Origin of the sequence: Flavobacterium sp. UBA6195 (assembly GCF_002422095.1) — a bacterium.
Lineage (GTDB): Bacteria > Bacteroidota > Bacteroidia > Flavobacteriales > Flavobacteriaceae > Flavobacterium.
Genome location: NZ_DITB01000087.1, coordinates 1 through 20,455, shown reverse-complemented (window position 1 = coordinate 20,455; position 20,455 = coordinate 1). Strand labels below are relative to the sequence as shown.

Genomic DNA, 20,455 nt, shown 5'->3' with positions numbered 1-20,455 from the left:
TAATGAGCAAAGGACCAATTAGTCAGTTTATCGAGAAACATTATCTTCATTTTAACTCTGCCGCTTTAGTAGATGCAGCAAAAGGATATGAAGAGCATTTATTAGACAACGGAAAAATGATGATTACATTAGCGGGTGCCATGAGTACAGCTGAATTAGGAAAATCATTAGCCGAAATGATTCGTCAAGATAAAGTACATATTATTTCTTGTACTGGAGCTAATTTAGAAGAGGATATCATGAACTTGGTAGCTCATAATTCTTATAAAAGAGTTCCAAACTACAGAGATTTATCACCACAAGAAGAATGGGATTTATTAGAAAACCATTACAACCGTGTAACCGATACTTGTATTCCTGAAGAAGAAGCTTTCAGAAGATTACAACAACATTTATTTGATATTTGGAACAATGCCGACTCAAAAGGAGAAAGATATTTTCCACATGAATTCATGTACCAAATGATTAATTCAGGAGTTTTAGAGCAGTATTACGAAATCGATCCAAAAGATTCTTGGATGGTAGCTGCTGCTGAAAAGAATTTACCAATTGTAGTTCCAGGATGGGAAGACAGTACAATGGGTAATATTTTCGCTTCTTATTGTATTAAAGGTGAGTTTAAAGCTACAACTATGAAAAGTGGAGTTGAATACATGATGTGGTTAGCGGATTGGTACACGAAAAATTGCGAAGGAAAAGGAATTGGTTTCTTTCAAATTGGTGGAGGTATCGCTGGAGACTTCCCTATTTGTGTAGTTCCTATGTTATATCAAGATATGGAAATGCATGATGTGCCATTTTGGAGCTATTTCTGCCAAATTTCTGACTCAACAACTAGTTATGGTTCGTACTCTGGAGCCGTTCCAAACGAAAAAATTACTTGGGGTAAATTAGATATTACAACGCCTAAATTTATCGTAGAGTCTGACGCTACGATAGTTGCGCCGTTGATGTTTGCTTATGTTTTAGGTTGGTAAAATTTTTGAAAAAAATATCAAATTTTACTTGAAAATATAAGCTAAGGATATTACATTTGAAGAAATTACAAGATTAAAACCTACCCAATGAAAAGAGTTATTGTTGATTACGCTAAATTAACAAATGAAATCTTAACCTTACTAGTTGAGAAGTTCCCCGACGGATATGACGATTCAGATGTTATTCGTTTTAAAAATGCTAAGAATGAAACGGTTGAAGCTGTAGAAGTTCGTACAGAAGATACAATTTACTTAGTAAAAGTAAGTACAAAGCTTGCAGATCGAATTGAAAATTACGACGAAGATGACATTATCGAAGATGATGTAGTTGTTGTACCAGATGAAAAAATCGGAGCTCTTAAAGACTTAGATATTGAGGACGACGATGAAGACGATGATATTTCTAACGATTCAGATGATATTGAAGACTCAGAAGACGGAGATGACGATGATGCTGAGGAAGAAGACGATGAAGATTAATACATAAAAAAAGGGATTCAAAATTGAGTCCCTTTTTTATTATAAATACCTTTCTAAAATTACATTTTTATGATGCAATTCATGCCCCAACATAATATACCCAATGGCTCTTACTGAAATACTATTATTTGAAGCTGTTCCTAAACGAAGTAAATCATCATTAGTAAAAGTTTCAAATAAACTTATAGAGGCATTTCGCACCGTTTCATATTCTGATAATAAACTTTCATATTCTCTATTATTAGCATTAGCAACAACGACATAATCGTTTTCTTCAAAACCTGGTAAAGCCGTCATATCATTTCTTGCAATACGTAAAGCACGATAAGCAAAAATTCGTTCCGCATCAATTATGTGAAGTATAATATCTTTTATAGTCCACTTCCCTTCTGTATATTTAAATTCATGTTAAAAACCGGAATCGATTTAAAGAAATGTAACATTTCTTCTTTTTGCTTTATAAGTCCTTTAATTATATCTTGCTCAGGAACTAATTTGATATAATTCTCATAATAGGGAGCAAATTCATTAGGTTGTAAATTTTTCATAAATAAAGAAATAAAAAAAGCCTCATAAGAGGCTTCATATTTTACAATTCTTTAAAAATCGTATGCATCAATCGTTTTTTGTCATTGATACTTTCTTCTAAAGAAATCATGGTTTCAGTTCTATACACCCCTTCGATATCATCAATCATGAAGATAACTTCTTTAGCGTGTTTAGTATCTTTAGCTCTAATTTTACAGAAAATATTGAATTTTCCAGTAGTTACATGAGCAACAGTTACAAAAGGAATTTGATTAATTCGTTCTAAAACGAATTTCGTTTGAGACGTATTATGCAAAAAAACCCCAACATAAGCAATGAAAGAATATCCTAATTTTTCATAGTCTAATGTTAAAGATGACCCTTGAATGATACCCGCATCTTCCATTTTCTTAACTCTAACATGAACAGTACCAGCAGAGATTAATAATTTTTTTGCAATATCTGTAAATGGAACTCTCGTGTTATCTATCAACATGTCCAAAATTTGATGATCTACTTCATCTAAACGAAACTTGCTCATAAGTGCTTGTAATAATTGTTAATTTTTTGATTTTTATTCAAAACTGAGGCAAATTTATCAAATAATTTTTACACCATTGTTAAATTCTGCTAAATTATTGATAAAAAAATCGGCTTTATCTTCTATTTTTGGAAAATAATTCCCATTAGATTCAAACAAACCATTTGCACAATCGTATTCTAAATGTCCTTTAAAATCCTGCAAATCATCAATTTTAACGATAGTTGCCACAAATTTTAACTGACCATCTTGCACTACTTCAGTATATTGAGCTGCAAAGTTAATTATTTTTTCTTCACTATTGTCAATAATTTTGACATTTTTATAAATAAAATCATAAAAACATTTGTTATTTTGAGGAATCTTCAAATAATTCTTCAATTCTTTATCAACTATAACGTTTTCGTAACTTCCATTAAATGAACTTAAAAGCGAAATAAAAATAAATTTTCTTACAATATCTCTATTATAATCATCTCTATAATGCCCAGCTTCAAATAAAATCGTTGGAGTGTTTTGCGTTGTGAAATAATCACCTGTACAATTAACATTGTAACTATCATCAAAACGCCCAACTTGATTTGGAATATAAAGTTGTAACGCATTATTCATATTGTTTATTATATGGATTGCTTTTAGACGCACTTCATTATATTCCCTCTCTTCATTATAAGCTGGTGATAAAAAAGAGACGGTTGCAGGTAAATTAAAGCCTTCTGTTCCAAAAATAGTTCGTTGATCGTGTAAATTATAGCAATAATCTGGCTGAAAACTCTTATAAATATTATGCAAGACTTGCATTTCAAGCTGTGTAGCATTCAAAGCATCTCTATTTAAATCCACTTTATTAGCATTTTCTCTCGTATACAAGAAAGCACCATCTGGATTTAACATAGGAATGCATATTAAGGTATAATCCGATTTAATTCTTTTTGCTATTTCATTATCTGATTGTAAAAAATTAAAGAAATCAAATAAACCTTTTGTAGTCGTTGATTCATTTCCATGCATTTGCGACCAAATCAAAATTTTGGTTGTTCCAACTCCAATTTTTACTTGATGAATAGCTCTTCCTTGAACCGATTTTCCAATTTCTGTAATTTCAAAATCTGAATTTAATGATTTTAAAATAGGTAAAATAGTATCTAAATGAATATACTTTCCTTTTAGTTTCGGCTCTAAATATTGAGTTGCTAATTGTAAATAATCCATGGCTTTATTTTGATTTACAAATGTAAACAACTTCTTTTTTACATTTGTAAACAAGTAAAAATTGATATTAATTTACTTTTGTAAACGGTTTTAATTACAGATTATATTACCCTTTATCGTATTAATTTACAATATTAACTTAGTCACTATTTACATATACTATTTTTTATTAATCAATTAGTTATGACTATCTAAATAAAGCTTATATTTAATACATCTATCGTTATTTACATCTGTAAACTTGTGTATTTCTTTTACTTTGTTTACATTTGTAACCCTGTAATTTAAAACAACTATTTACAATGGTAAACATTGATGATTTTATAAAACGGTTAGAAATCATACTCGATTATTATAATTTATCGGCTTCTGCATTTGCGGATAAAATCAATGTGCAGCGTTCGAGTCTGTCTCACCTACTCTCTGGTAGAAATAAGCCTAGCTTGGATTTTATTATAAAAGTAATTGAGGTTTTTCCTGAAGTAGATTTGTATTGGATTTTGAATGGAAAAGGAAATTTTCCAAAATCAGAAAATGGTGTTCCAACAGTTTTAGAAATTGAAAAAAAATCTTCTTCACTACCAATTGTAGAAAACACTAATTCGGAACCTGATTTGTTTTCGACTGTAGAAAAAGGAATTGCTTCTACCCTCTCAGAACCTAATCCTGTAGAATCGTCTAAAACAGAAAATAATTCTCACGAAGAAATTGAGCGCATTGTAGTGTTTTTTAAAAATGGTACTTTTAAAAACTATAAACCATAAAAAAACTCTGAATTTCTCCAGAGTTCTATTTTTTTAAATATCTGTAAAACTTTTTTCAGGAATTTTACCAATTACATCTTTGTAATACGATTTTAAAAATTTTAAATCAGCATCAATATTTCCCGTTGGGTAAAATGGTTCGTGATACACTACTTGTTTTCTTCCGTAATCAAACGCTACAGGAATAATTGGAACATTTGCTTTTAATGCCATGTAATAAAATCCCGTTTTCCATTCGGTTACTTTTTTTCGAGTTCCTTCTGGTGCGATTGCTAATCTAAAAACATCTTTTTCTTGAAATATTTTAGCAATTGTATCTACTTTATTCTCGTTTTTTTGGCGATTTAGAGGAGTTCCTCCTGTCCAAGTAAAGAAATAATTAAAAGGAAATACAAATAATTCCTTCTTAGCTACATAGTTAATTTCTAAATTCAGAATTCCACGAGAAAAAATTCCGAGAAAGAAATCCCACCAACTAGTATGTGGAACCGCTATTAACACACATTTTTTTACTTCTGGTGCAATTGTTCCGATTACTTTCCAACCGAAAATTTTGCAAAAAATAAATTTGTATATAATTTGTTTCATTTGAGACTATTTTGAGACAAAAATAAAATTATATTTACGATTACAAACAAAATTACATGATTAAGCGCGTATTGAGTTTTTTATTACCTATAAAAATTCATCAAAAGAAATCGGTTTACAGTAAAAATCTAGAAGTAACCTGGAATAATGGCCATTTGGTTTTAGATTCTGAGAATACGAATTATTCTTTTGGTAGTTTACAGCGCGTACTAAAAAAAGGTTTAAAATATATAGGCTACGAACGAATTCAAAATTTTCATTCTATACTTGTATTAGGTGTTGCTGGTGGAAGCGTTATTGAAACTTTAAAAAAAGAAGTAAAATTTGAAGGTAAAATTACAGGAGTTGAAATTGATGCTGCTGTGATTGAATTGGCTAGAAAATATTTTGGTTTAGGAAACTATAATAACGTTTCAATTGTGAATGACGATGCTTTTGAATTCGTTTTAAAAACCAAAGAAAAATATGATTTAATCATTATTGATATCTTTCAAGATACGACAATGCCTAATTTTTTATTTGAAGATTTCTTTATTAATAGAATTAATTTTTTACTTAATATAAATGGTTTTATCTTGTTTAATACTATGATTTTAGATTATCAAGATAGAAGAAGAAATGTTGATTATAAGAATAAATTCGATAGTAATTATTCCGTAAGATTGTATCCAAAAATTGAGGTGCATAATGAATTGTTTACCATTAAAAAATTATCGTGATGAGTATAATTAAAAAATTATTGGTAGGAAAGGTTAATGAAAAATATATTCAAAAAACGAATCCACTTAGAAAAAGAATCTTAAATATTAAAGCGATTTGGAATAACGATCATGAGGATGATAATGGAATTGAAAAAATTGTTCGTCTGTTTTTATCCTCATCTCAATTACTATTTCCAGGAATATACATCAAATATTGGGCAAATAAGTTTGGACATGAATACAAGGATTTAGCCATGGATTTTTACATTTTAGCTAAAGTTATTTTTCCTTTTTTAATACTTATAAATAATTGGCAAACTAATAACTACATTGTTTATGTATTAACTTATATTCTCTTAGAAACCGTTTTATATATACCAACATTAATTTTTGCTTCCGACTTATTTTCACAACCTCGTTCATATAAAAGATCGATGTTGTTATTATTTTTCAATTATTTAGAATCGGTTTTAGCTTTTGCAGTATTTTACAGAACTGGAAATTACTTGAATGCAACATTAAATCATTGGTTTGATGCGGTATATTTTAGTTTTGTAACCTCTTCTACAATAGGTTATGGAGAATATTATCCAATAACAATGGAAGGAAAAATATTTACTATTCTACAAGTATTTTTATTTCTTTTCTTTGTTATTTTGTTTATGAATTTCTTTTCTTCTAAAATTAAAACTAGAGGCTATTTTAGTGATAAAACAGAATAATTAATTACAATAACTTTCTCGCTTTTTCTAAATCTTCAGGAGTATCTATTCCGATACTTCCGTGAGAAGTTTCTACCATTTTAATGCGTTTTCCATATTCTAAGTAACGTAATTGCTCTAATTTTTCAGAAGCTTCTAACGACAACATGGGTAAGCGGTAAAAATCCATTAACACTTCTTTTCTGAAAGCGTAAATTCCGATGTGCTTCATATAACGAACGCCTACATTTTCTTCTCTAGGATACGGAATCACCGAACGTGAAAAGTATAATGCAAAACCTTGTTGGTCTGTTATAACTTTTACGTTGTTTGGATTATTAATTTCTTCTTTATCAGCTATTTGAAACATCAAAGAGCCTAAGTCAACTTTCTTTTCTAAATCGTTTTTAAAAACTTCAATTAGTTCTTCTAAAGGTTTTTTATTTATAAAAGGTTCGTCGCCTTGAACGTTAATTACAACGTCAACATCCATATGTTCAACAGCTTCTGCAATTCTGTCGCTTCCGCTTTCGTGTTCTTTTATCGACATGATGGCTTTTCCTCCACTCGAAATAATTTCGTTGAAAATTGAATCAGAATCCGTTACCACAAAAACATCATCAAATAGATTTGTGGAAATAGCCGCTTCATATGTTCTAAGAATTACGGTTTTGCCTCCCAAATCTTGCATTAATTTTGCAGGGAAACGAGTTGAAGCATATCTTGCGGGAATTACAGCTATTATTCTCATGTTTGCTTTATGATTATTGCCAAAGGCATATTTTAATTTTTAAATATCAATTTTGTATTGTTATCATTTTTTAAAAGAACTGCATCTTTTAAAGTGAAATCATTTTTTGTTTCATTAACTTCAAACCGATAAACTTCAATTTTTTTATCAGAATAGTTTAAAAGATGTTTCATACAATCATCAACCGTAACTAAAATTTCATCGTCTAACTTTTGTACCAAACCAACTTCTTTATTTTCAATAATTATAAAGTAATTATCAGATTTATCAATTTCATAATACAAATCTTGAAAACCTCCATATTTATCCTCGATTTCCATCAAATTTAAACCATATAGAACGAATAAAAAAACTATGGATATCATCACAGATAAACCTATAACAACTTTTATTACTGTTTTCATGGTTGATTTTGTTTAATTACAAAAGTATTAATTTTCGAAAAACTCATCCTTAAATCCGATTAAATATAATTTTTCTTCAGCACGCGTGATGGCGGTGTATAACCAGCGAACATAATCGATATCAATTCCATCAGGTAAATAAGGTTGTTCTACAAAAACCGTTTTCCATTGACCACCTTGCGATTTATGACACGTAATTGCATACGAAAATTTAACTTGAAGCGCATTGAAATAAGGGTTTTCTTTTACTTTTTGTAGTTTTTTATATTGTTGGCGTTCTTCTTCGTAATCCAATAAAACTTCTTGATACAATTTATTTGATTCTTCATACGTCAAGGAAGGAGATTCACTCATAATCGTGTCTAACATTATTACCGTATCAAATGGTGTTTGATTCGGGTAATCAACCATTCTTATTTTTACGGTGGCAAATTTAAATCCGTATAGCTCTTGAATTTTTCTGATTTCTAAAATTTCGACAATATCACCATTAGCGATGAAACCTGCTTCTGAATTTTCGGGTAACCAGAAATAATTGTTTTTCACTACCATTAAATAATCTCCAGTTGAAATTTCACTTTCTTTGGACAAAATAGAAGCTCTAATTTGTTGGTTGTATTGATTCGCTCTTTTATTCGAACGCAAAATAAAAGCTGTATCTTCTATACTATAACTATCATACGCTTGATGAATGGCATCTTGAATATCATATCCATCTTGTAATCGAACGATATCTTTAAATCCTTTTAGTTTGAATTGGAAGGTATCAATAAAATGTGAATATAATAATTCTCGTAATTGCGTAGCATTATACAAAATTCCAGAATGTTCTGCTTGACGCATTACTTCATCTAATTCAATATGATGAACATTTTTTTGATAATGAAGCGAAAGTGAGTCAATATCCAAAGCAGGACTCACACTCATATTCACAGGTGGCAACTGCGCGGTATCTCCTATTAATAAGAGTTTGCAATTATTTCCTGCATCTACATAAAAAAACAAATCATCTAACAACGAACCATTTTCATAGAGTTTAGAATCTTGATTATTATCTGAAATCATAGAAGATTCATCGACTATAAAAAGAGTATTTTTAAATTTATTTTGTTGCAAAGTAAAACTTACTCCTCCTGTTTTATTTTTTTTTGGAAAATAAATTCGTTTATGAATCGTATAAGCCGGTTTTCCTGAGTAATTACTGATTACTTTAGCTGCTCTACCTGTTGGTGCAAGCAGTACAGCTTTCATATTAACATCGCCTAAATTATTAATTACGGTAGAAATTATTGTTGTTTTACCTGTTCCGGCATAACCTTTCAGTACAAAAATATCATCAGAAGTCGAGTTTAAAATAAAATCGGCAATTTTCTGAAAAAAAACATCCTGTTTTAGAGTGGGTTGATGCGGAAAATGATTTTGTAATAAATTGTAAAACAGCTTGTAAGTCATAAAAAAGATTTGGCCAATATTAATTTTTCAAATATACTGAATGATTTTTACAAGAAATTCTTTTGTGTAGAAAAAAAAATTGTAGATTTGCGTACCTATTTAACTAAAAATAAATTATTCAAATGTTAGAAATTGCTATTTATTTAGTCGTATTGGTTGTTTTAATCTTTGTATTGGTTAAGCTAATCGATAAATTTGTTACACCTGGAAATAAAAAAGTTTTCACAATTGTATTGTGGGGAATTTCACTTTTCATTGTATATTTAATATACGCTTCCATTATGAAACCTATAGAATTTCAAAATGAAAAAGAAGCTCGTTACGAAGTAGCTGTTAAAACAATGTTAGACATTAAAAAATTACAAACAGGTTATAAATCTGTGAATGGAAAATATGCTGACACTTTTGATGAGTTAGTAAAATTTGTTGAAAATGGCGAATTTGAAATTATTTCAAGAAGAGATACTGCTGTAATTGATGCTGCAAAAAATGCTGCATTTGGAATTAAAGTTGGTGCTGACGGTGTTGGTGGTTTCTTTAAAGATGAAGTAATCATAACAAAATTGGGAACAGTTAAAGTAAAAGATTCTTTGTTCAAAAATTCAGATAGATATAAAAGACTTAATGTTGTAAAAGTTGGTGAAGTTGAAGTTCCAGTAACAATGAAAACAGGAGTTGTTTCTAGAAATGACATGAATATTTCTGTTTTCCAAGCCATTATTGATAAAAATGCTTTATTAAAAGATTTAGATCAAGAATTAGTAAAACAAGAAAACAAAGTAGAGTCTATTGACGAAATCAATGGTCCTCAAATCATTTTAGGTTCTTTAGAAGAAGTTACTCTTACAGGAAACTGGCCGAAAAAATATGGTAATAACGAATAACGACATTACACAAAAAACATATAAAAAGTTGTCCATTCAGGTTTCCTTGAGTGGACTTTCTTTTTGTGTATTTGATTTACTTTCCAATAAAGTAATACACACTAAGTCAATTCACTTTGAGAAAAACAAAGTAATTGAAGAACAATTGTGGCGCACTTTTGTGGATTATACCATACTAACAAAATCATTTGATGAAGTAATGGTAATTCATGATAATAACCTGAATACTTTTGTACCTACTTCCCTATTTGATGTTCATTTTTTAGCAAGTTATTTGCAATATAATACCAAAGTTTTTGAGACTGATTTTTTTACACATGATGTTATTTTTCCTTACGAAATGAATAACGTTCATGTGCCATTCGTTAATATCAATAACTTTCTACTAGACCAATACGAAACTTTTGAATACCAAAATGCTAATTCTATTTTAGTTAGACAATTACTCGATTTGTCCAAAAATAAAGAAGATAAACAAGTTTTTGTTCATCTTCAAAAAGAACATTTTGAAATTGTTGTAGTGAAAAATCAGCAATTAATTCTTTTTAATTCGTTTCAATATAATACTCCAGAAGATTTTATCTATTTCATCTTGTTTACTTGCGAACAATTGCAATTAAATCCAGAAACTATTTCGGTACAAATTTTAGGAAATTGTGTGGAAGAAGATCCTTTTTTTAAGATTGCATATCAATATATTAGAAATTGTACTTTCCTTGATGTTTCAAACAAAGCTTCAATCTTAGACGTTTCTTCTGCAGAATTGAGAAATCACTTTATACTTTACCATTCATGAGAATTATCTCCGGAAAACACAAAGGACGCCGTTTAGTAGCTCCAAAAAACTTACCTGTTCGTCCTACAACCGACATGTGTAAAGAATCGTTATTCAATATTTTGAATAATTACTTTAATTTTCATGGATTAAAAGTTTTGGATTTATTCTCAGGAACTGGTAATATCAGTTACGAATTCGCTTCTCGTGGTGCAGGTCCAATAACTAGTGTTGATGGCGACATGGGTTGTGTGAATTACATCAAAAAAACAGCAACGGAATTAGATTTAGATATTAGCGTAATTAAAAGTGATGTTTTCAAATTCTTAGAAAAAAGTAAAGCAAGTTATGATATTATTTTTGCTGATCCACCATATGATTTGAGTCAGGAGAACTTTGAAAAAATCATTCAACTTATTTTTGAAAACGAGCTTTTAGACGAAGAAGGAATGTTAATTGTAGAACATTCAAAACACACAAAATTAGATCATTTGACTAATTTTTCCTTTTCAAAAAGTTACGGAGGTTCTGTATTTTCTTTTTACGAATTCGAAAGCGACGAAGAAGAGGATTATGAAGATGAAGACGAAGACGAAGGATAAAATCGTCATTAAATAAAAAAGCAGACCTATAAGCCGGATTCTGTCCCCGAATAAACGGAGCCTTATCATTTATCTAGATTACGCATTACTACGTAACTCAAGCTGCCTACCCTTCAACATCGGACGAGTAGCCCTTATTCTGATTGATCAGAAACTGCTGATATACTTGGCATTTCACCGCATAGAGTTTACCTGGTTTCACTACAGCATTACCTGTACATACTTTCTGTTGCACTTGTCCTCACCTTTCGGCGGATGGGCGTTACCCACTATGCTACTCTTTGGTGTCCGGACTTTCCTACCATGTTTACACACGGACGATAAGGCGGTCTGCGGTGCAAACTTACAACAAATTCTATCGTTTTAAAGAAATTTTAATAGATAGTTTAACACAATCTTTTGTTTTTAAGAGATAATATATTCGTAAATTTATAGGTCGCAAATCTTATAATACTTAATTCTTATGTCAACTATTTATCACTACGCTTCAGTCTCCGAAGCGCTTATAAAATTAAGAGAGAAAGGGTTTACATTTGATTTCAATCAAAATGAAGAAGATATTATTTTGCATCCCGAAAATTATACCATCAATCATATTTACCATTACGAAGGCAACTCTAATCCCGACGACTCAGCAACCGTTTACGGAATCGTTTCCAAATACGGATTAAAAGGTGTTTTTGTAACCGGAACTTCGGCTAATTCTTCTGATAAAAATGCTGAAGCAATTACTAAACTTTCTATTAAAAGCAAGCATTCAACATCACTTTAAAACTTAAAAACTAAATTGTGAATAACTTTTATAAAGATTCACCTCAATTTGGTTTTTGGAATTTGCTTTTTGGAATTTCACAACCTATATTTGTATTTCAATAGAATTTATGGAACAATTTATCGTATCAGCTCGTAAGTATCGTCCGCAGACATTTAAAGATGTTGTGGGGCAACAAGCTATTACCAATACGTTGTTGAATGCTATTGAAACGAATCACTTAGCGCAAGCCTTATTATTTACTGGACCACGTGGTGTTGGAAAAACAACTTGTGCTCGAATTCTAGCTCGAAAAATCAATCAAGAAGGATATGATGATCCTTATGAGGATTTCTCTTTTAACGTTTTCGAATTAGATGCGGCTTCTAACAACGGTGTTGATGATATTAGAAGTATTATTGACCAAGTTAGAATACCTCCACAAACAGGAAAATACAAAGTTTATATTATTGACGAGGTGCACATGCTTTCGCAAGCGGCTTTTAATGCTTTCCTGAAAACATTAGAAGAACCACCTAAGCATGCCATTTTCATTTTAGCAACTACCGAGAAACATAAAATTATACCAACGATTTTATCACGTTGTCAAATTTTTGATTTCAAAAGAATTACGGTTAAAGATGCGAAAGAACACTTAGCTGAAATTGCGAAAGAACAGGGAATTACCTTTGAAGATGACGCACTTCACATCATTGCTCAAAAAGCTGATGGTGCTATGCGTGATGCTTTGTCTATTTTTGACAGAGTGGTTTCGTATTGTGGAAAAAACCTTACCAGACAAGCCGTTACCGAAAATTTAAACGTTTTAGATTTTGAGTATTACATCAAAATCACCGATTTAATTTTAGAAAATAAAATTCCGGATTTACTTTTAGCTTACAATGACATTTTAGCAAAAGGTTTTGATGGGCATCATTTTATTGCTGGTTTGGCTTCGCATTTTAGAGATTTATTAGTGTGTAAAAATCCAGCTACTTTACCTTTATTGGAAGCTGGTGAACATGCACAAAGTTTATATGCAGCGCAATCTCACAAAGCGATGCATGATTTCTTATTAAAAGGAATTGAATTGGCTAATGAATGTGATTTAAAATATAAAGTCAGTCAAAATCAACGACTTTTAGTTGAACTTTGTTTGATGCAATTAGCCTCTATCACTTTTGATGGAGAAAAAAAAAAGTAGCTAAATTTATTATTCCGGCTACGTATTACAAGAACAACTCCTACTCTATTTCGGAAGTTTCTTCATTAAAAACTCAGGTTCCAACTGAGGAAATTAAACCTGTTGTAATTTCTGAAACTGTTGTAAACAAGCCTATAGCTACTGAAATTCCAGAAGTTCAAAATGAAGTAGTTGCTCCAATTGTTCCTGAAATTCCGAAACCTGTTTTAACCAATTTAAATCCGACTGGAACTAAAGTTTCGGCACTTTCATTAGCGAGTATTAAAGCGAAAAAAGAGTTAGAAGTCCAACAACAAACTGTTCAAAGACATCGCGAAGAATTGCCTTCAGAAGCCTTTAACGAAACCGATATGTTGTTGCAATGGAATAAGTTTGCTCAGAAAATGGTAGACAGCGGAAAACGTTTGATGGCAACGTACATGCAAATGAACGATCCAACATTAAACGGAACAAAAATCACATTAGAACTTCCTAACCAAAGTACCAAAGAAGAGTTTTTATCAGGTTCAATTGAATTATTAGGCTATTTAAGAGGCAAATTACACAACCACGACATTACCATTGAAGTTGTTGTAAATGAAACTACCGAAAACAAATACGCCTTCACCCCACAAGAAAAATTTGAACGTTTGAAACAAATTAATCCAGCTTTAGATTTGTTGAGAAAGACGTTTGATTTGGATGTGTAAAATTTTTAAATTGCTTTTAAATCCTACCATAATACATCGCCTTCACGATACCATCAGATAATCCAATTTTTGGTACATAAATATGTCGGGCACCACTCCATTTCATGGCGTTCAAATAGATTCTTGTAGCTGGAATAATTACATCGGCGCGGTCTGGATTTAAACCTATTTCAGCAATTCTTTGCTCGTAGGTCATGCTGTTCAATTTTTGGTATTGCGAACTTATATATACATACGAAAGCGGTTTATCTTGTTGTTTTTCAGATAATTTAAATAATTTATTGATATTCCCACCGGAACCAATTAGTGTGATATCATCAAAAGGTTCGGTGTTGGTTTTAATCCATTTTTCAATTTCTTGCCAAACGACATCGTTTACCATGTTATTCAACAATCGAACGGTTCCGTTTTTAAACGATTTGGATGCGATGATATTTCCTTCGTAAAATAAAGAAAATTCGGTGCTTCCACCACCAACATCTACATATAAATAGGCTTTATCAGTACTGATGAATTGTTTTAAATCGGATGCCGCAATAATGGCTGCCTCTTTTTTACCATCAATAATATCAATTTTTATATCGGCTTTCTTTTTGATAATTTCAACAACTTCTTTTCCATTGTAAGCCTCACGCATAGCAGATGTAGCGCACGCTTGATATTTTTCTACCTTGTGTACCTTCATTAATAATTTGAAGGCTTTCATGGCGTCAATCATTCTTTCAATATTTTCCTCGGTAATTTCGCCTACGGTAAAAGCATCTTGTCCTAAACGAATAGGAACACGAACTAAGGAACTCTTATTGAATTGAGGCGCTTGGCCTTCTTGCTCTACAATATTGGTTACCAATAACCTCATGGCATTGGAACCGATATCGATAGCTGCATATTTTTTTATTGTAATCATCTATATTTTTATTGCACGTTTTCGGCAATTACATCTAATTTGTTTTGGTAATAATTGTACATTTCTTGTTGGGCTCTAAACGTTTTTTCATCACCACGTTTTCTGTATCGATTCAATAAATCTGATGAGTGAATTCGGGCTTTTACATTTGCTTTCCAACCTATTTCAAAAGTTTCAATCAATTCTTTTCTAATTTCAGGATCATAAATAGGACAGGTTACTTCTACCCTTGCATCTAAATTTCGTGTCATGAAATCTGCAGATGAAATAAAAACTTCAGGATCTCCTGCATTTCCAAAAATATAAATTCTGGAATGTTCTAAATAATTATCTACGATACTAATGGCCTCAATATTTTCGCTCAAACCTTTAACTCCAGGAATTAAACAGCAAATACCTCTGATTATTAATTGAATTTTTACTCCAGCTTGGCTTGCTTCATACAATTTATCTGTCATTTTAAAATCGGATATACTGTTCATTTTCAATTTAATATAAGCTTCTTTACCTGAAAGTGCGTTTAATATTTCTCTATCAATTAATTTATTAAAACGACTTCTGGTGTAATGTGGTGAAACAATTAAATGTTTGTAACGATGTACACGATAATTCACATCAAAAAAATCGAAAATCTTAGCAGCGTCTTTTAAAATTTCGGTATTACTAGTAAATAAGGTTACATCGGTATAAACTTTAGCAGAATTTTCATTGAAGTTTCCAGTCGAAATAAATCCGTAGCGTTTTACTCTTCCTTCTTCGATTCTTTCAATAACACAAATTTTACTGTGTACTTTTAAACCTTTCACTCCAAAAATCAATTCAATACCTTCGGTTTGCATTTGTTCAGAATAGGAAATATTACTTTCTTCATCAAAACGCGCTTGCAATTCGATTTGAACAGTTACTTTTTTTCCGTTTTTAGCTGCATTTATTAACGAACTTACTATTTGAGAATTTTTTGCTAAACGATATAAAGTAATTTTAATTGATACAACTTTAGGATCTAAAGCAGCTTCCCGTAAAAATTTTATAATATAAGAAAAGGATTGATAAGGTGCGTATAGCAAATAATCTTTCTTTTTAATTCGTTCTAAAATACTTCCTTCTAAGGATAATCCTGGAATAGGAAGTGGATGATTTTCTCTGTACAACAAATCATATCGACCAAGATTTGGGAAATTCATATAATCTCTTCTATTATGATATCTACCACCAGGAATAATACTTTCAGAACTTAAAATATTCATTCTCTTTAAAAAGAAATCTAAAGTATCCTTACCAATTGCTTGATCATAAACAAAACGAACTGGCTCACCCACTCTTCGTTCCTTTACAGAACTGGATATTTTTTCTATTAAACTTTTACTTAAATCACTATCAAATTCTAATTGAGCGTCTCTTGTAATTTTTATCATGTGGGCAGAAACACTCTTATAATCAAAAATATTAAATATACTATTTAAATTAAGTCGAATAACATCGTCTAAAAGGATGATATATTGTTTTTCAGAATTTGATGGTAACACAACAAATCTATTAATGGTATGAGGAATTTCTATTACAGCATATCGGATATCTTCTTGACCTGAGTTAGAAATCATTACTAACTTTATAGCTAGATATCCAGAAGTATCTTTTAGTAATGGAAACTCCTCTAAATCATTTAACATGATTGTCACGAGTGCTGGACTCACTTTTTGTATAAAAAATTCGTGGATAAAGTTTTCTTGCTCTTTAATTACTTGTTTTTCATTAATAATAAAAATGTTTTCCTTCTCTAATTTTTTTTCGATTTCACTTAAAATACGTAAACTTTCAGATTGCTGTTCAATTACAATATCCGTTATTTCCTTTAACAATTGTTCTGCCGGTAAACCTAAAATTTTTTCAGTTTCATGATTTTCATGAATAAGCCTACGAATTGCCGCATAACGAACTCTAAAAAATTCGTCAAGATTATTAGAAAAAATACCAAGAAAACGGAATCTATCTAATAAAGGAACATTTTCATCATTAGCCTCCTGTAGAACTCTAGCATTAAAAGTTAACCAACTTTTTTCTCTATCTATGTAATTATTGGATATACTACTCATTTTTAAATTGACTGGGAAATAATGTTGTTAGCGTTTTTCCTTTTGATAAATCTTTCCAATGTTCAATGTTAAATTGCATAGCAACAACACCAGATGTAGGAACATTATCAATATAAAGGTCTCCAAATTTATTAACAAATTTTGTAATAGCTTCATTATGTCCAAAAAGAATTAAATTATGATATGAATTTTCACATTTTTTTATAATTTCTTCCAACTCATTCAAATCAAAAGTATACAAATCTTTAGAAAAATGAATTGTTTCAAAAGGAATTAATAAATATTCAGAAAATATGTATACTGTTTCTTTTGTTCGTATAGAATCACTACTCCATACAATGTATGAAGAGGGTAAAATTTTATGAATTTTGGATGCAATTAAATGAGCATCTTTACGACCTCTATTGGAAATTGGTCTATCGATATCTTGTAGAGGTACATTCCAACATGATTTTGCATGTCTGATTAAAATTAAATTTTTCATGATCCCATTATTTAAATACAATATACCATTTTTAAATGAACTAGAAATTAATAAATTGTTTGTTTTTTAGTTAGTTTATAGATTATTTTTTACACTTTATCGAAAACACTACATACAAATTAGTAAAATGTTAGTTTTTAAGTAATTTAGCAAAACAATTTGATACCCAAAAATCAAAATTCTTCCTACTTATTTAGGTTTGTCCCCCAACACAACCTTAAAATAGACTTACTGTAATTATTATTTTTTTTAAAAATTATTATTATGGAAAGTTCAAAATTAGAAGTCAAAACATTTATGTTATGTTTTGTTTTCTTTTTCAGTTGTTTTACTATTTGTAATGCACAGAAAATTTTCAATTGCAATGACTATTCTTTTAAATCAAATTTAGAATTAAAAAGTAAAATAGATACTATTTTAAATTCTTCAGATTTGATTCAGTTTGGATATGATCAAAAATTTAAAAAATCTGAAAAATCAAATATTATAGATATCAGATATGAAAATTTAAATCATATTAAAGATTTAAATAGTCTTGAAAAATCTACTGTAAAATATTGCATTATTAGACTTAAAAAATATAATGCTCCTATTGATTTACAGGTTATCAATGCCTTAATAAATTTAGAATTGATTCACATAATCATTGAAACCGATTATTCTGATACATTTTCTTTATTGAATATTAAAAATCCAAATTTATTAATTACCTACTTAATAAGTGTTCCACAATAAATTTTAAAAAAATGAAAACAAAAAATTACTCTAAAAATTTAAGTTTAGGTGGAAAAAATATATTCATATTATTATTCTTTGTTAGTTTGTCTATACAATCTCAAGTTAGAGTAAACTTTACACCTCGTGAGCCTATTTCTTCTCCTTCTACTAGTATTTTTAGTATTAAAGGTGATTTTACTTTAATAGGAAATACTAACTTAACACTTAATAACTATGATGTCAACGAACCAAATAGTAATAATAATATGGTTTATGTTGATATTGATGGAGATTCAAATACTTTTAATTCTTCAAGTGCTAATTTGACATTTTCTAATGAAAATGGTGCTATTCCCGAATGCTCAAAAGTTATTTTTGCAGGATTATACTGGACTGGAAGAGCATCTGACGGATCTAATAGCCCAGAAACATTTAATGTAACCAAAAATTCTGTCACAAAATTATTTAATAAACGAAAAGTAAAATTAAAAGGTCCATCATCAACATCTTATATCGAGATAACTGCTAATAGTAATGATATTTATTATCCACAAAATTCTGATGGATTCATGTATTCTGCATTTGCTGAAATAACTGACTATGTTAAAAATAATGGAATTGGTCAATATACTGTAGCAGATATTGCTCTTGTTGAAGGTAATGGGGGGTCTACAGGATACTATGGAGGCTGGGGAATAATTGTTGTGTATGAAAATTCAAAGATGAAATGGAGAGATATTACCGTTTTTGATGGACATGCATATGTACAAGGAAATTCAACTTCAAATCATCAAATTCCAATATCGGGTTTTAATGCAGTGCAAACAGGTCAAGTTAATGTTAAACTTGGTCTTATGGCAGGTGAAGGTGATAGAAGTATCAGTGGTGATTATTTTAATATACAAAGATCTAGTGATAATAATTGGCAATCTTTAAACCACACTGGAAATTCAACTAATAATTTCTTTAATTCTTCTATTCAAACTGGAGGAAATACTAGAAATCCAAATTTAGTTAACAATACGGGTCTTGATATTTCAATGTTCAATATTCCAAATCCTAATAATTCAGTCATTACTAACAATCAAACCTCTACAACTTTAAGATATGGATCTACACAAGATACCTATGTGATTTTTATGGCAGCAATGGCTGTTGATGCTTACATCCCAGATCCTGAAGGTGTTATGTCATTAGTAACCATTAATGGTGTCCCAGCGGCTTCTACGACAACTGTCACTCCAGGCCAAGAGATTGAATACTCCATCAAAATTCTTAATGAAGGAACTGAAAATATAAATAACGCACAAATTAAAATTCAATTACCATATACAGCAACATTTGTAAATGGAAGTCAAAACGGTGTTGTTAATTTTAGTCCACTACCAACTCCAAATAATATATATTTTAATCCAAACGATGGTCCATCAGGTACTCTTATTTGGGACATTGGAACATTACCTGTTCCAGTAAGTCCAACAACAATTTTAGGAGAATTAAAATATAAAATAAAAATAACTGAGGATTGCTTTTTACTAAAAAATTCAAATTGTGTTCCTGCTGCATCATTATTTGGTTATATAAATGGAATTGGTGCAATTACAGGAATACAAATTATAAATAAACCTTTTATTCAAGGTTATGTTACAAGTGGTTTATGCATTGGAGATCCTATATTAAATCCTATAACGACAATGATTGATGCTACAAACTTCATTAATCAAAATTGTCAAAATACTATCAACGAATTAGTTTTTAATTATTGTAGTCCTATATCTCAAGTGCCGTTTAATTCGATTGCATCAAACTATCCTATTGGTACACAATTTTATAACAATTATCCTGTAAATGGAAGTACAATTGAATATACAAATTCAAATCCATTTCCAAATACCTTAGGAAGCTTGAATTACTATGCTGTACCACCAAATGCAAATGGTTGTTACTATACTTTAAAAATTAACATCGATACAAATCCAACAATTACGTCGCCTCAATCTGTAAATATAAATGGCTGTAATTCTTCTGTAATTTCTCCTTTAGTGTATAGTGAAACACCCGTTAATATTAATCTTCAAGATTTTATTAACGCCGGTGGAAATGTATCAAATAATCAATTAAATTACACTATATCTTATGTTGATACTTCAAATGGTAGTTGTCCTCTTGTAGTAACAAGAACATATACAATAATTACTTCATGTAGTACTCAAACAATTACACAGACTTTTACCATCATCGATACAACCA

At 30.1% G+C, this 20,455-nt stretch carries 23 protein-coding genes and 1 other RNA gene; 13 read left to right on the top strand and 11 right to left on the bottom strand.

Annotated features, from left to right (window positions below):
- The first annotated feature begins 2 nt into the window (after positions 1 to 2).
- Together B4I81_RS07860 and B4I81_RS07855 are read left to right on the top strand one after the other, a co-directional pair.
- On the top strand, positions 3 to 977 hold the full coding sequence (locus tag B4I81_RS07860; RefSeq protein WP_026726207.1) for a deoxyhypusine synthase family protein: 975 nt from the start codon (positions 3 to 5) through the stop codon (positions 975 to 977).
- A gap of 87 nt (positions 978 to 1,064) precedes the next feature.
- Positions 1,065 to 1,457, top strand: a complete 393-nt coding sequence (locus B4I81_RS07855; RefSeq protein ID WP_291109415.1) for a DNA primase — start codon at positions 1,065 to 1,067, stop codon at positions 1,455 to 1,457.
- A 39-nt stretch (positions 1,458 to 1,496) separates the two neighbouring features.
- Here the strand turns inward: B4I81_RS07855 and B4I81_RS07850 are convergent, their stop codons facing one another.
- The 3 genes from B4I81_RS07850 to B4I81_RS07840 all read right to left on the bottom strand — a co-directional run bounded on the left by B4I81_RS07850 (position 1,497) and on the right by B4I81_RS07840 (position 3,738).
- Positions 1,497 to 1,808: a DinB family protein gene (locus tag B4I81_RS07850; protein WP_291109440.1), complete on the bottom strand. Its 312-nt coding sequence runs from the start codon at positions 1,806 to 1,808 to the stop codon at positions 1,497 to 1,499.
- A 238-nt stretch (positions 1,809 to 2,046) separates the two neighbouring features.
- Positions 2,047 to 2,526, bottom strand: coding sequence for an Lrp/AsnC family transcriptional regulator (locus tag B4I81_RS07845; RefSeq protein WP_026726210.1), 480 nt, complete (start codon positions 2,524 to 2,526; stop codon positions 2,047 to 2,049).
- Positions 2,527 to 2,583: 57 nt separating this feature from the next.
- Positions 2,584 to 3,738 carry a M14 family metallopeptidase gene (locus B4I81_RS07840; protein ID WP_291109412.1) on the bottom strand — a complete coding sequence of 385 codons (1,155 nt, stop codon included), beginning with the start codon at positions 3,736 to 3,738 and terminating at the stop codon, positions 2,584 to 2,586.
- A 302-nt stretch (positions 3,739 to 4,040) separates the two neighbouring features.
- Between B4I81_RS07840 and B4I81_RS07835 the strand changes: the two genes are divergently transcribed.
- On the top strand, positions 4,041 to 4,502 hold the full coding sequence (locus B4I81_RS07835) for a helix-turn-helix domain-containing protein (RefSeq protein ID WP_026726212.1): 462 nt from the start codon (positions 4,041 to 4,043) through the stop codon (positions 4,500 to 4,502).
- Positions 4,503 to 4,535: 33 nt separating this feature from the next.
- On the opposite strand, the gene B4I81_RS07830 is transcribed toward B4I81_RS07835, so the two are convergent.
- Entirely contained in the window at positions 4,536 to 5,090 is a 555-nt protein-coding gene (locus B4I81_RS07830; protein ID WP_026726213.1) for a 1-acyl-sn-glycerol-3-phosphate acyltransferase, read from the bottom strand.
- Positions 5,091 to 5,146: 56 nt separating this feature from the next.
- Here B4I81_RS07830 and B4I81_RS07825 point away from each other — a divergent pair, with 56 nt between their 5' ends.
- Positions 5,147 to 5,809, top strand: a complete 663-nt coding sequence (locus tag B4I81_RS07825) for a spermidine synthase (protein ID WP_291109409.1) — start codon at positions 5,147 to 5,149, stop codon at positions 5,807 to 5,809.
- The gene (locus tag B4I81_RS07820) at positions 5,809 to 6,513 is read left to right on the top strand and encodes a potassium channel family protein (RefSeq protein WP_291109407.1); all 705 of its coding nucleotides are present in this window, start codon (positions 5,809 to 5,811) and stop codon (positions 6,511 to 6,513) included. The genes B4I81_RS07825 and B4I81_RS07820 overlap by 1 nt, the downstream gene beginning before the upstream one ends.
- A 4-nt stretch (positions 6,514 to 6,517) precedes the next feature.
- On the opposite strand, the gene kdsB is transcribed toward B4I81_RS07820, so the two are convergent.
- From kdsB to B4I81_RS07805, 3 genes are read right to left on the bottom strand one after another with little or no spacing between them, the layout of a single operon-like run.
- The gene (gene kdsB, locus B4I81_RS07815) at positions 6,518 to 7,243 is read right to left on the bottom strand and encodes a 3-deoxy-manno-octulosonate cytidylyltransferase (RefSeq protein WP_291109405.1); all 726 of its coding nucleotides are present in this window, start codon (positions 7,241 to 7,243) and stop codon (positions 6,518 to 6,520) included.
- A 32-nt stretch (positions 7,244 to 7,275) separates the two neighbouring features.
- Entirely contained in the window at positions 7,276 to 7,647 is a 372-nt protein-coding gene (locus B4I81_RS07810; RefSeq protein WP_291109403.1) for a hypothetical protein, read from the bottom strand.
- Positions 7,648 to 7,674: 27 nt separating this feature from the next.
- Positions 7,675 to 9,099, bottom strand: coding sequence for an ATP-dependent DNA helicase (locus tag B4I81_RS07805; RefSeq protein ID WP_291109401.1), 1,425 nt, complete (start codon positions 9,097 to 9,099; stop codon positions 7,675 to 7,677).
- Between the two features lie 122 nt (positions 9,100 to 9,221).
- Here B4I81_RS07805 and B4I81_RS07800 point away from each other — a divergent pair, with 122 nt between their 5' ends.
- The 3 genes from B4I81_RS07800 to rsmD are packed head-to-tail and all read left to right on the top strand — an operon-like array spanning position 9,222 to position 11,360.
- The gene (locus B4I81_RS07800) at positions 9,222 to 9,983 is read left to right on the top strand and encodes a hypothetical protein (protein WP_291109400.1); all 762 of its coding nucleotides are present in this window, start codon (positions 9,222 to 9,224) and stop codon (positions 9,981 to 9,983) included.
- Positions 9,967 to 10,779, top strand: a complete 813-nt coding sequence (locus B4I81_RS07795; RefSeq protein ID WP_291109398.1) for a DUF3822 family protein — start codon at positions 9,967 to 9,969, stop codon at positions 10,777 to 10,779. The genes B4I81_RS07800 and B4I81_RS07795 overlap by 17 nt, the downstream gene beginning before the upstream one ends.
- Positions 10,776 to 11,360: a 16S rRNA (guanine(966)-N(2))-methyltransferase RsmD gene (gene rsmD / locus B4I81_RS07790; RefSeq protein WP_291109396.1), complete on the top strand. Its 585-nt coding sequence runs from the start codon at positions 10,776 to 10,778 to the stop codon at positions 11,358 to 11,360. The genes B4I81_RS07795 and rsmD overlap by 4 nt, the downstream gene beginning before the upstream one ends.
- 13 nt (positions 11,361 to 11,373) lie before the next feature.
- Here rsmD and rnpB read toward each other — a convergent pair.
- Positions 11,374 to 11,697: RNase P RNA component class A (rnpB, locus tag B4I81_RS07785), an RNA gene on the bottom strand.
- 126 nt (positions 11,698 to 11,823) lie between these two features.
- Between rnpB and B4I81_RS07780 the strand changes: the two genes are divergently transcribed.
- From B4I81_RS07780 to B4I81_RS07770, 3 genes are all read left to right on the top strand, one after another.
- Positions 11,824 to 12,132, top strand: coding sequence for a hypothetical protein (locus B4I81_RS07780; protein WP_291109394.1), 309 nt, complete (start codon positions 11,824 to 11,826; stop codon positions 12,130 to 12,132).
- A gap of 109 nt (positions 12,133 to 12,241) precedes the next feature.
- Positions 12,242 to 13,315 (top strand): DNA polymerase III subunit gamma/tau, encoded by a 1,074-nt coding sequence (dnaX, locus tag B4I81_RS07775; RefSeq protein ID WP_250582773.1) that lies wholly within the window; start codon positions 12,242 to 12,244, stop codon positions 13,313 to 13,315.
- Between the two features lie 320 nt (positions 13,316 to 13,635).
- Positions 13,636 to 14,004, top strand: coding sequence for a DNA polymerase III (locus B4I81_RS07770; RefSeq protein ID WP_291109390.1), 369 nt, complete (start codon positions 13,636 to 13,638; stop codon positions 14,002 to 14,004).
- Between the two features lie 16 nt (positions 14,005 to 14,020).
- Here B4I81_RS07770 and B4I81_RS07765 read toward each other — a convergent pair whose 3' ends face one another.
- The 3 genes from B4I81_RS07765 to B4I81_RS07755 are packed head-to-tail and all read right to left on the bottom strand — an operon-like array spanning position 14,021 to position 17,488.
- Positions 14,021 to 14,911 (bottom strand): Ppx/GppA phosphatase family protein, encoded by an 891-nt coding sequence (locus B4I81_RS07765; RefSeq protein WP_291109388.1) that lies wholly within the window; start codon positions 14,909 to 14,911, stop codon positions 14,021 to 14,023.
- Between the two features lie 8 nt (positions 14,912 to 14,919).
- Positions 14,920 to 17,004, bottom strand: a complete 2,085-nt coding sequence (gene ppk1 / locus B4I81_RS07760; protein WP_291109386.1) for a polyphosphate kinase 1 — start codon at positions 17,002 to 17,004, stop codon at positions 14,920 to 14,922.
- The gene (locus B4I81_RS07755; protein ID WP_291109384.1) at positions 16,997 to 17,488 is read right to left on the bottom strand and encodes a SixA phosphatase family protein; all 492 of its coding nucleotides are present in this window, start codon (positions 17,486 to 17,488) and stop codon (positions 16,997 to 16,999) included. The genes ppk1 and B4I81_RS07755 overlap by 8 nt, the downstream gene beginning before the upstream one ends.
- Before the next feature lie 264 nt (positions 17,489 to 17,752).
- On the opposite strand from B4I81_RS07755, the gene B4I81_RS07750 reads away from it, so the two are divergent.
- Together B4I81_RS07750 and B4I81_RS07745 are read left to right on the top strand one after the other, a co-directional pair.
- Entirely contained in the window at positions 17,753 to 18,223 is a 471-nt protein-coding gene (locus B4I81_RS07750) for a hypothetical protein (RefSeq protein ID WP_291109382.1), read from the top strand.
- An 11-nt stretch (positions 18,224 to 18,234) separates the two neighbouring features.
- A partial coding sequence (locus tag B4I81_RS07745; RefSeq protein ID WP_291109380.1) for a hypothetical protein occupies positions 18,235 to 20,455 on the top strand: 2,221 nt, incomplete at its 3' end.

Coding starts and splice junctions, on each gene's coding strand:
- B4I81_RS07820 (WP_291109407.1), top strand. CDS start 5,809: ATGAGTATAATTAAAAAATTATTGGTAGGAAAGGTTAATGAAAAATAT.
- B4I81_RS07750 (WP_291109382.1), top strand. CDS start 17,753: ATGGAAAGTTCAAAATTAGAAGTCAAAACATTTATGTTATGTTTTGTT.
- B4I81_RS07840 (WP_291109412.1), bottom strand. CDS start 3,738: ATGGATTATTTACAATTAGCAACTCAATATTTAGAGCCGAAACTAAAA.
- dnaX (WP_250582773.1), top strand. CDS start 12,242: ATGGAACAATTTATCGTATCAGCTCGTAAGTATCGTCCGCAGACATTT.
- B4I81_RS07755 (WP_291109384.1), bottom strand. CDS start 17,488: ATGAAAAATTTAATTTTAATCAGACATGCAAAATCATGTTGGAATGTA.
- B4I81_RS07810 (WP_291109403.1), bottom strand. CDS start 7,647: ATGAAAACAGTAATAAAAGTTGTTATAGGTTTATCTGTGATGATATCC.
- ppk1 (WP_291109386.1), bottom strand. CDS start 17,004: ATGAGTAGTATATCCAATAATTACATAGATAGAGAAAAAAGTTGGTTA.
- B4I81_RS07795 (WP_291109398.1), top strand. CDS start 9,967: ATGGTAATAACGAATAACGACATTACACAAAAAACATATAAAAAGTTG.
- B4I81_RS07860 (WP_026726207.1), top strand. CDS start 3: ATGAGCAAAGGACCAATTAGTCAGTTTATCGAGAAACATTATCTTCAT.
- rsmD (WP_291109396.1), top strand. CDS start 10,776: ATGAGAATTATCTCCGGAAAACACAAAGGACGCCGTTTAGTAGCTCCA.
- B4I81_RS07825 (WP_291109409.1), top strand. CDS start 5,147: ATGATTAAGCGCGTATTGAGTTTTTTATTACCTATAAAAATTCATCAA.
- B4I81_RS07845 (WP_026726210.1), bottom strand. CDS start 2,526: ATGAGCAAGTTTCGTTTAGATGAAGTAGATCATCAAATTTTGGACATG.
- kdsB (WP_291109405.1), bottom strand. CDS start 7,243: ATGAGAATAATAGCTGTAATTCCCGCAAGATATGCTTCAACTCGTTTC.
- B4I81_RS07855 (WP_291109415.1), top strand. CDS start 1,065: ATGAAAAGAGTTATTGTTGATTACGCTAAATTAACAAATGAAATCTTA.
- B4I81_RS07765 (WP_291109388.1), bottom strand. CDS start 14,911: ATGATTACAATAAAAAAATATGCAGCTATCGATATCGGTTCCAATGCC.
- B4I81_RS07805 (WP_291109401.1), bottom strand. CDS start 9,099: ATGACTTACAAGCTGTTTTACAATTTATTACAAAATCATTTTCCGCAT.
- B4I81_RS07830 (WP_026726213.1), bottom strand. CDS start 5,090: ATGAAACAAATTATATACAAATTTATTTTTTGCAAAATTTTCGGTTGG.
- B4I81_RS07780 (WP_291109394.1), top strand. CDS start 11,824: ATGTCAACTATTTATCACTACGCTTCAGTCTCCGAAGCGCTTATAAAA.
- B4I81_RS07800 (WP_291109400.1), top strand. CDS start 9,222: ATGTTAGAAATTGCTATTTATTTAGTCGTATTGGTTGTTTTAATCTTT.
- B4I81_RS07835 (WP_026726212.1), top strand. CDS start 4,041: ATGGTAAACATTGATGATTTTATAAAACGGTTAGAAATCATACTCGAT.